7 protein-coding genes are annotated in these 11,077 nt (G+C 43.4%); all 7 read left to right on the top strand.

Going from position 1 to position 11,077, the window contains the following annotated elements; translation table 11 throughout:
• Positions 1 to 651, top strand: a 651-nt coding sequence (locus tag AB1488_06775) for a 4Fe-4S binding protein (GenBank protein ID MEW6409800.1), incomplete at its 5' end; no start/stop codon positions are given.
• Positions 652 to 679: 28 nt separating this feature from the next.
• A complete protein-coding gene (gene pdxA / locus AB1488_06770) occupies positions 680 to 1,636 on the top strand; it encodes a 4-hydroxythreonine-4-phosphate dehydrogenase PdxA (GenBank protein ID MEW6409799.1) in 957 nt (318 codons plus the stop codon).
• A gap of 47 nt (positions 1,637 to 1,683) precedes the next feature.
• Entirely contained in the window at positions 1,684 to 3,687 is a 2,004-nt protein-coding gene (locus tag AB1488_06765; protein MEW6409798.1) for a DUF3365 domain-containing protein, read from the top strand.
• A gap of 21 nt (positions 3,688 to 3,708) precedes the next feature.
• A complete protein-coding gene (locus AB1488_06760; GenBank protein MEW6409797.1) occupies positions 3,709 to 5,064 on the top strand; it encodes a sigma-54 dependent transcriptional regulator in 1,356 nt (451 codons plus the stop codon).
• Between the two features lie 352 nt (positions 5,065 to 5,416).
• Positions 5,417 to 6,391 (top strand): rhodanese-like domain-containing protein, encoded by a 975-nt coding sequence (locus AB1488_06755; protein ID MEW6409796.1) that lies wholly within the window; start codon positions 5,417 to 5,419, stop codon positions 6,389 to 6,391.
• Between the two features lie 154 nt (positions 6,392 to 6,545).
• Positions 6,546 to 8,075, top strand: coding sequence for a putative sulfate exporter family transporter (locus AB1488_06750; GenBank protein MEW6409795.1), 1,530 nt, complete (start codon positions 6,546 to 6,548; stop codon positions 8,073 to 8,075).
• A 284-nt stretch (positions 8,076 to 8,359) separates the two neighbouring features.
• Positions 8,360 to 11,077 (top strand): cation-translocating P-type ATPase (locus AB1488_06745; protein MEW6409794.1); only part of this gene is annotated, 2,718 nt, incomplete at its 3' end.

Here is an 11,077-nt window from a genome sequence, read left to right as displayed (position 1 = left end):
GTCCTTGCTGGTGGTGGGGATAAGTCGTGTATATACGGATGTCTCGGTTATGGCACCTGTGCGGTTGTATGTCCTTTTGATGCTATAACAATGACAAAAGATGATCTGCCTGAAGTGGATTTGATTAAATGCACAGGCTGTGGGAAATGTGCTGTTGCATGTCCGAAGAAGGTAATAGAGATACTTCCACTATCAAAACAGGTGATAGTCCGCTGCCATTCAAAAGACAAAGGTTCTGTTGTCAAAAAATACTGTCATGTTGGCTGTATTGCGTGTGGCATCTGTGTAAAGACATGTCCATTTGAGGCTATTGTAATGGAAAACAACCTCGCAAGGATAGACCTTGATAAATGCAGGGCTTGTGGTCTCTGTGTGACAAAATGCCCTACAAATGCAATAATGGATTATATACCTGAGAGGACAAAGGCTCTGATAACAGAAGGTTGTAACGGTTGTGCTATCTGTCGGAAGATATGTCCTGTGGATGCCATCTCTGGCGAGATAAAGAAGATGCATGTGGTTGACAGAGAAAAATGTATCGGTTGCGGTATATGTGTTCCGAGATGTCCTAAGAAGGTAATCATCGGGACCTTCAATGCAGAGATGTTTTTTGCACCGAAAGAGGTAGACAACGAGGTTCCTCCTCGTTGATTGATCAACGGACATAAAGAAAGAAAAAATGGAAAATAAGCCTATCATCGGGATTACGATAGGTGATCCAAACGGCATCGGTCCTGAGATTATTACAAAAACCCTTCTGTCTTCAGAGATACGGAATATATGCCATCCTGTGGTCATAGGGGATATGAGAATTATGAATGAAATATCAGTCCGTCTTGGAGTCTCCTTAGACTTCGAGGGTATAATCTATAATATTGAGAACTACAGTCCCTCTCTGCTCGAATTTGGAACGGCTAAGGCAGAGGCTGGTAGGGCGGTTGTAGATTATATAAAGGAAGCGGTCAGACTTGCATCTGAGGGGAAGATAGCAGCCATTGTGACCGCACCTGTTAACAAAGAGACCCTGAAGATGGCAGGATACAGTTATCCGGGTCATACCGAGCTTATCGCTGAACTTACAGGCACTACTGATTTTGGCATGATGCTTGTCGGTGGTAATCTTAAGGTCGTGCTCGTCACAATCCATGTCCCGCTGAAGGATGTTCCGTATCTCATAAAGAAAGAAGATGTCCTCAGGAAGATAAGGCTTGCCCACAGTTCAATGAGATATTTCGGGATAGAAAGACCGAGGGTAGCTGTCTGTGGTTTGAATCCGCATTCAGGGGAAGGTGGTATATTTGGCGAGGAAGACAGAAAAGAAATCCTGCCTGCGGTGGCGCTGGCAAAAGAAGAAGGGATTGATGCTTCAGGTCCCCTCCCCCCTGACACATTATTTCATAAAGCATATAAGGGAGACTACGATGTAATTGTTGCAATGTATCATGACCAGGGACTTATACCACTCAAGATGCTCGCATTCGGGAAAGCGGTAAATGTCACCCTCGGACTGCCCATCATCCGCACATCTGTTGGTCATGGTACTGCCTATGACATCGCTGGAAAGGGGATGGCTGACCCAACCAGTCTTCTTGAAGCCATAAAATTAGCAGTGCAGATGTCGAGGCGAAGTTGTTAACATCTTGACTATTGTATCAAGTTGCCTTTTGTGATATATTTTGATTAATGAAAATCAGTGAACTTAAACTCAGCACCAAATTCAGCCTGAGCGTTGCCCTTATTCTTTTATTCTTCTGCGCCCTACTCTCTCTCCTCTTTTATTATTATATGAAGAATCAGGTCATCGAGGATGCAGAGGAGAAGACGAGGATCATCCTCGCTCAGACAAAGGCAGTAGGAGACTATATAAGAGAGACCTTGCGTCCGAGGATGTTTAATTTCCTTCATCAAGTAGAATCCCATGACGATTTCGTTGTTGAGGCAATGTCAACCACCTATGTAACTAACGAGGTCATGAGACACTTTAATCTCCAGGTAAGTGAGTATACCTATAAAAGGGTATCGGAGAATCCACGCAATCCCAAAAATAAGGCGAATCCTTTTCACTCCAGGATGATCGCCTTCTTTAAAAACAACAAGGATCAAAAAGAATGGCAGGAGATAATTAAATCAGGGAATCAAAAATACCTTATCAGAGTGGAGCCGGTGATTGGAGAAAAACGCTGTCTTCAGTGCCATGGTAATCCATCTGAAGCACCAAAGGGACTCATAAAAAGGTATAGTACTGAGGGTGGATTTGGATATAAGATAGGGGAGGTAGTTGGTGCACAATCTGTAGCTGTTCCTCTCGATATTGCCATAGCAGGTGTTAGAAGAGCAGCAATTGACTCATTTATTTTTGGTGTTTCTATTTTATTTTTACTACTTATAATTTTACATGGTACATTCTGGCAGATGGTCAGTAAACCCCTCAAACAGTTATCTGATGTCTTCAAAGGGATTGCCGATGGAACAGAATACTTAGGCAAAAAAATACCGAGTGACAGAAGTGACGAAATAGGTAGCCTGATGTCATCCTTCAATATAATGGCATCTCATCTCTCCGCTGCCCAGGATGACCTGAGAAGAAATATAGAGACCCTTCAGTCCATTTTCAATGGTATCAGCGACCCTCTTGCTCTGGTCAATCCTGAGTGTTCTATAATTATGAGCAACAAGGCATACCGCGAATGGATTTTAAAAGGTTCTCCTGTAGTCTTAAACAAAAGATGTCATGAAATAGCCCATCAGGATGATAGCCGTTGCTCTGCATGTATTCTTGAACAGGTACTAATCGAAAAGAGGGCTATTTATGGAGACTGTAAAACACAGGATGGACAGCATTACTCCGTCCATTTTTATCCTATCTTTGACGACTCTAACGAGGTAAGCCGTGTGGTTCACTATGTTAAAAATATAACAGAGAGAAAGGTGATTGAGGAGCAGATAATGAAAACGGAAAAACTGGCTGCATTAGGACAACTATCCGCAGGTATAGCCCATGAGGTCAATAATCCACTTGGCGGGATACGACTCTGTTTCAATAACCTTATTACAATAGAGATGGATGAAGAGACGAAGAAAGAACATATAGAGTTGGTCAATTCAGGATTCGACAGGATCCAGAATATAGTGAAACTACTTCTTGATTTTTCAAAGAGTGCTCCGTTAAAGCTCTCACCCTGCTCTATAAATAAGATTATAGAAAATGTGCTCAGGCTCTCTGAGTATCTTATCACAAAAAAGGAGATTACGCTTATTAAAAACCTCTCTAAAGATATCCCCGAACTGATGATTGATTCTAACAAGATGGAGCAGGTATTTTTAAATCTGATAATAAATGCTATCCAGGCGATGGATGGAAGCCCCCGGGTATTGACTATTGAGTCTACTGTAAATGGTGGGTACTGCTGGGTATCTGTTGCTGACACAGGGAGAGGAATCCCTGAGGAGGAAATCCCATACATCTTTGACCCATTTTTCACGACCAAGGATGTTGGAGAAGGGACAGGACTCGGTCTTACTGTTAGCAGGGCAATAGTCGAACAGCATAAAGGTGAGATAGCTGTTGAGACCTCTGAGAAGGGAACACGATTTACTGTGAAATTGCCTATCCTCTCCGGTGTCATTCCCGCGAAAGCGGGAATCCAGAAGATAAAAGAACTTGATTCCGTGTCAAGCACGGAATGACGGATGGAGGAGCATTTTCGTATGAAGAAGCGGATACTCATAATCGAAGATGAACCATCCATGAGACTTGGGATGAGCCATTTTCTTGCCTCTTCAGGTTATGATATTACCCTCTGTGAGGATGGGTCACAGGGTTTTACTGCAATTGAAAATGGTAATTACGACCTGATTATAACTGATTTAAAACTACCACAGCATGATGGTCTTGAGATACTGAGAAAGGCAAAGTCTCTTTCCCCAGAAACTGGTGTAATAATAATCACTGCCTATTCTGATGTGAAGACCGCTGTCCAGGCAATCAAAGATGGGGCGTTTGACTATCTTGCCAAGCCATTTTCAAATGAAGAACTGTTAGTGACGATAGAACGATTCTTTAAATTTCATACCCTCAAACTTGAGCTAAGCCGTCTTCAAGAAACCCTCAAAGAAAAAAGAGATTTTGAAAACATTATAGGCGTGAGTCCATCCATGAGGAATATTTTTGATTCCCTACCCTCTATTGCAAAGAGCGATGTCCCTGTGCTCGTTCAGGGTGAAAGTGGCACAGGAAAGGAACTCGTGGCAAACGCTATCCATAATCTCAGTTCGAGAAAGGACAAACTATTCATAAAAATAAACTGTGCTGCTATTCCTGAGACCCTCCTTGAGTCAGAACTCTTCGGCTATGAAAAGGGTGCCTTTACGGGTGCTATTGAAAGGAGAAAGGGCAAGTTTGAACTCGCTGATGGAGGAAGTATATTCTTTGACGAGATAGGTGATATGCCGTTAGCGCTTCAGACAAAGATCCTTAGAGTTATCGAAGATCAGACCGTAGTAAGATTAGGTGGTAGCGAACCCATCAAGGTCAATGTAAGAAGTATTTATGCTACAAGCAGGAGTCTTAAAGAGGCTATAAAGGATGGAGAGTTCAAGGATGCCCTTTATTACAGGATAAATGTTATTCCGATAACGATCCCGCCATTAAAAGAAAGGAAAGAAGATATCCCCTATCTGATAGAGCATTTTTTAAAACAATTTGGCGAAAAGTTTTCTAAGCCTGATTTAAAGATCTCCCAGACTGCCTATGACATGCTTCTGTCTTACAGTTATCCGGGAAATGTAAGGGAGCTAAAACATGCTATAGAAAGGGCAGTTGTATTATCAAAGGATGGAGTTATAGAAACCAACCACCTGCCAGATGAGATTTCAAGTATGAGGGAGGGGATATTAAGCATATCTGAGAACCTCACCCTTGAGGCAGGTATCAGGCATTTTGAAAAACAGAGGATTCTCAAAGCCCTCAATGAAGCAGGGGGGAAAAAGACAGAAGCAGCAAAGAGGCTCGGAATAAGCAGAAAGGTCCTCTGGAAAAGACTGAAGGATTATGGTGTGGATTAAGTTCCCTTAAGGGAACATTATTTCAATTCTGTCCTCATTCGGGAACACAATAGACCTTCGCCAATAATAAAAAATTCTTATTTTTCTGTGACTTTCTCTATGGCATTATTATTGCTTAATTCTTTTTAGGGGTTGAACCGATATATGGCAGGGGAAGAATGTATCTTTTATAGGTTTGACCCCTTTAATTGATGACTTCTTTGATCGGGAAAGGAGGTGGTTCAAAGTTAGGTTAGGAGTGAAGGATCGTCAGGATTAAAGGACGTTAGATAGATAAATTATCTAACGTCCTAAAGGATTTAAGGATTAAGGGGTAAGCTTATCCCTTATCACTTAAGGGGGAGGTGTAATAATGAAGAGGATGAAAGGTTTTAAGTTGTCTGTTGTATTGTTTGTCGCTTTACTATTTGTAGTCCCTTCAGCCTTCAGTGCAGATTATGCAAATCCTGCTTTACTGGCAGATGTTAAGATGATTGCTGACAATATAGCCAAGCCCAACTGGGTCGTGATTGACTGCAGGGATGAAAAGGCTTACGCCGCTGGTCATATTTCTGGGGCAATAAGCCTCGGTGGACCATGTTCCAAGATTCTCAGAGACCCTACTGCGAGGGTAAAGAAGACAGCAGACCTTGAGAAGATATTGGGTAGTGCTGGTATAAGTGCAGATAAACATGTAGTTGTCTATTCCGATGCCAAACACATAACCTCTGCATCGGTTGCATTCTGGATACTTGAGTATCTCGGTCACAAAAATGTGCATTTCATGAATGGTGGTATCGAGTCATGGCAGGCAGCTGGCAAGCCCGTTGATAAGGCTGAGAAGAAGCACCCTGCCGCAACATACAAGGCAAAGGTTGTAAAAAGCAGGATCGCTCCTACCTCTGAGATAGCGAAGATAGCAAAGGGAGAGGTCAAGGGCGTGCAGGTTATAGATTCAAGGACAGAGAAGGAACATAAGGGTGCTGATATAAGGGCACTCAGAGGTGGATACATCCCTAATACCACGATTCATGTATCCCATACAGAGACCTACGACCATAAGACAGGTAAGATTGACTCGATGGACGAACTCGGAAAACTCTTTGGAAAACTCGACAAAAACAAAAGGACAATTGGTTACTGCCAGACAGGAACCCGCTCTACCCTTACATATTTACAGTTGAGGCTGATGGGCTTTAAAGACCCTGCCAATTATGATGACTCGTGGATAGTTTACGGTAGCAATCTAAAATATCCTGTTGCTAACGAGAACTGGTATGACTTTGTGAAGGTAAACAAGGCGATAAAGGCGCTTGAGGAGATGAAGAAGGCAGCAGAGAAGAAGTAAAGATACAGAAACTTGACAAAGCATAGTTTTATGATAGAATGAAAAATAGAGAAAGGAGGTGATAAGAGGGATTAATTAAAGCCCAGGGTAAAGGGTGTACTGCGTTTTAATATTGCGTTTTAATATCTGATTTTGGGAGGAGGTGTTTTAGGATATGGCAGAAAAACAAGGAATTGACTGGACTACCCTCTGGAGGAAGGATGACTGGATGTCTGTATGGATAGGTTTTCTCATCCTGATCATCTTTATGGCTGGACTTACCATCAAACTTCCAGGATGGAAGTGGATGACTGATGGTGCATTTCAAGGCAAGATTGCAGGCTTTACCACAAAGGTTGAATCCCTCGCAAAGGATGCGGAGGCAAAGGGTGAAGAGGCCCTTCAAAAATCTGCAGTAACACTTAAGTCTGCCCTCGATGCAAAGGACAGAAAGGCTATAGGAGATGCCGCTGGAAAACTCGAGAAGGCGGCAAAGGAAGCAAAGGATAAGGACCTTAAAAAGAAGGGGGAGAAACTCGGTAAAGACATCAAGGGTCCTGCTGGTAATACCATAGGGAAGGTTCTCTCGGCTGGTAATCTGAAGAATGCCCTGTATATACTTATAGGATTCTATGTCCTTGCTGGAGTAGGAATGCTTCTTATGGGAGAGTCTATAAAGAACTTCACTATGGGTTTCCCTATCGTCTGGATCCTTGTGGCATTTTCCTTTTTCATCAGTGGAAACTCTACACTTGCTTACTACGGATTTGAGGTTGTCTTCTGGGCACTCCTTGTCGGGCTCTTTATAAGCAATGTTATTGGTGTGCCTGATTGGCTCAAGACCGCTGTAAAGACTGAGTTCTTCATCAAGATAGGACTTGTCCTCTTGGGTGCAGAGGTGCTCTTTGGCGTAATTGCGAAGGTTGGAGTCTATGGGATGCTTCAGGCTATTCTGATGATCGTGGTTGTTTTCTATGCCTGTTTCTGGATTTCGAAAAAAATCGGTCTTGATGACGAGTTTGCCTCCATCCTCGGAACTGCGGTCTCTATCTGCGGTGTCTCTGCAGCGATAGCCGCAGGAGGTGCTGTAAAGGGTGACCCGAAGAAGGTAAGCCATGCAATCTCTCTGGTTCTACTCTGTGCAGTCCCGATGCTGATACTTATGCCTATTATTGCAAAGGCAGTTGGTATGCCCGATGCAGTGGCTGGCGCATGGATAGGTGGAACTATTGATACGACAGGGGCAGTTGTTGCAGCAGGTGCTATAGCTGGTGAGAAGGCAATGTCAGTGGCGGTTATCGTGAAGATGGCACAGAATGTGTTAATTGGGGCGGCTGCATTCTTGCTGGCAGTCTGGTTTACTTTCAAAGGGAAAGAGGTTGGTGAAAAACCAGGTATCGCAGAGATATGGTTCAGGTTCCCGAAGTTCGTGGTAGGATTCATCATCGCCTCTTTTGTATTCTCCTTCTTTATGGCAGAGGCAGATGCTAAGGCTGTTACAAAGATTACATCGCCTTTAAGGGGCTGGTGGTTCACCTTCGCCTTTTTATGCATAGGGCTTGAGACGAAGTTCAAGGAACTTTTAGCAATGGGTGGTGGAAAGCCTGCAGTAGCATTCCTTGGCGCTCAGGCACTTAATATCCTCTGGACGCTGGTCCTTGCTTATTTAATCTTCGGTGGTATTCTGTTCGCAACTCAATTCTAATAAGGAAGGAGATCAATTAGTTAAGAGTCTTCAGGGTTTTTAAATGTAACGGAAGAAGGGGGGAGGCTTCGCCTCCCCCCTTCATTTGACAGATACAAACAAAAAACAACAAATACAAAAATAAAAATAATAAATAACTAATAGAGCGGTTTCATATTGATTTTATGCCTATCAAGTAATAAAGTAAATAGAGGGGAAGAAGAGGAAAAGGGATATGTTCCCAATAGTCCCCTCTAACAAGAGGGGTTGGGGTGTGTAAAATTAATTAAACAGGAGGTGTTTATATGGGAAAGGTAGTCTGGCATTCGATAGAGGCAGCACAGGTCTTAAAGGAACTGGATACTGATCTCCATAAGGGCTTAACTGGGGATGAGGTTAGAAGTCGTCTTGAAAAATATGGCTATAATGAACTAAAAAAAGAAGAGAGGATTTCACCATTCACTATCTTCATAAATCAATTCAAAAATATCCTGATTATCATCCTTCTTATAGCCATTGTGCTTTCAGCACTTATCGGAGAGATTGTGGATGCCGCCATCATAGGGGTAATAGTTGTCTTCTGTGCTGTCCTGGGATTTATTCAGGAATATCGAGCAGAGCGGGCACTTGAGGCATTAAAGAAGATGCTCTCTCCTACCATAACAGTCTTGAGGGGAGGCAGGGAAGAAGAAGTTCCTTCAAAGGAACTTGTCCCTGGTGATATATTACTCCTCGAAGCTGGAGATAAGATCCCTGCAGATGGGAGGTTGGTCGAGAACCATTCCTTGAGATGCGATGAGGCACCCCTTACAGGAGAATCCGTTCCTGTAGGTAAAGACATAAAACCATTACCTGCGGATATGCGTGTAAGTGATAGAAAAAATATAGTCTTCACAGGCACTACAGTAACATACGGCAGGGGTAAGGCTGTGGTTACTTCAACAGGTATGAGTACAGAGTTTGGTAAAATCGCTGAGGAAGTAACTACAGTAGAGACAGAGACGACCCCTCTTGAAAAGAGGACAGAAGAGATTGGCAAATGGCTTGGTATAATTGCTCTTGGCATCTGTTTCCTTGTTGCAGGAATAAGCGTAGTAAGGGAGGCTTTAGGTGGCAAGATTGATCTTGAATTTATAATAACCATGGTGATGTTTGCAGTAGCCCTCGCAGTGGCAGCGGTGCCTGAGGCACTGGCAGCCATTGTTACTGGCGCCCTTGCAATAGGTATGCATCAGATGGCTAAAAGAAATGCCCTTATCAGGAAGATGCCGGCGGTCGAGACCCTCGGATGCACCACAGTGATATGTTCAGATAAGACAGGCACACTAACAAAGGGGGAGATGACTGTAAGGAAAATATTTACTGGGGGCAAACTTATAGAGGTCACAGGTGTTGGCTACGCACCAGAGGGGGAGTTCAGAGGCTCTGATATAGTCAATGTAACTAATAATCAATCTTTTCGATTACTTCTTCAGGGAGGACTCCTATGCAGTGATGCACACCTGGATGAAAAGGATGGTAAATGGTTCATCAAAGGTGACCCTACCGAAGGCGCCCTCGTTGTGGCATCAGCAAAGGCAGGCTTACATCAGTCTGAGATGAGGCTTGAAAACCCGAGGATAGAGGAGATACCTTTCAGTTCCGAGAGAAAACGCATGACTACTATCCATCAGATGGAGGATGGCAAAAGAATGGCATTTATGAAAGGAGCTCCAGAGATAGTTTTGGAAAGATGCTCCCGTATATCCGATGGAAATGGAGCGAGAGCCCTGACAGAGGAAGAAAGGGCTAAGGTTTTAAAGGTAAATGAAGAAATGGCCCAGGGTGCATTAAGGGTTCTTGGAATAGCTTATAGAGAACTTCCAGAGGAAACAGTATGTGTTGAAGATGCCATTGAACATGACCTGATTTTCCTCGGTCTTGCAGGGATGATGGACCCACCGAGGGAAGAGGCAATAGAGGCTACGGATGTGTGTAAACAGGTGGGTATCAAACCTATAATGATTACAGGAGACCATAAACTGACAGCAGTAGCCATAGCAAAGGAGATCGGTATTTATAAAGAAGGCGATATAGTTCTGACAGGCGAAGAGTTAGAGAAGATGTCTGATGAGGAATTTGAGAATATTGTGGATAAGGTAACCGTCTATGCCAGGGTATCTCCAATGGATAAGTTAAAGATAGTCAAGGCGTGGAAGAAGAAAGGTGAAGTAGTCGCAATGACAGGTGATGGTGTTAATGATGCACCTGCACTCAAACACGCCGATATCGGAGTGGCCATGGGTATTACAGGCACCGAGGTAACAAAAGAGGCTGCTGATATGGTTCTGAGTGATGACAACTTTGCGACCATTGTTAAGGCTATTGAGCGGGGTAGATGGATTTACGATAACATAAAGAAATACCTCACCTATCTCTTAAGATGTAACATTACAGAGGTTGTCGTTATCGGAGGAGTGGTCTTGGTTTTAGGTCCTGAATATTTACCCCTCCTGCCAGCAGCCATATTGTATATAAACTTAGCGACCGACGGACTCCCCGCACTTGCCTTGGGGATTGCTCCACCTGATCCTGATATCATGGAGAGGCCACCAAGAGACCCAAAGGAAAGTGTCTTTTCTTGGGATGTGAGGGCATTCATTCTGCTGGCACTATTTATTGAAATACCCTTCTTCTACTATCTCTTCTTCCACGAGCTCACTGACATAACACATGCGAGGACAGAGATGTTCTTCCTGTTTATAATCATAGAGATCATCATTGCCCTCAACTTCCGTTCAATGAGATACAGCATCTTCAAGGCACCGCCTCACAAGTGGCTTCTTATAGCTATTGTATGGGAGTTGACATTGGTTACTGTATTGATCCAGCTTCCATCTGTGCGTGATGCTTTTGGAATACTCAAGCCATCAGCCTCTGATCTCGGGATAATCCTCGCCTTCGGTTTTGTTGTATTTCTCTCAATGGAAGTTATCAAGGCAATCCTGAGGAAGAAGATGCAGGCAGGAAGGAGGATAACTTAT

It is taken from the genome of Nitrospirota bacterium (assembly GCA_040756155.1).
Taxonomy (GTDB): Bacteria; Nitrospirota; Thermodesulfovibrionia; order JACRGW01; family JBFLZU01; genus JBFLZU01.
Note: the sequence above shows the minus strand (reverse complement) of the source record. Positions and strands in the feature narration are given on the sequence as shown.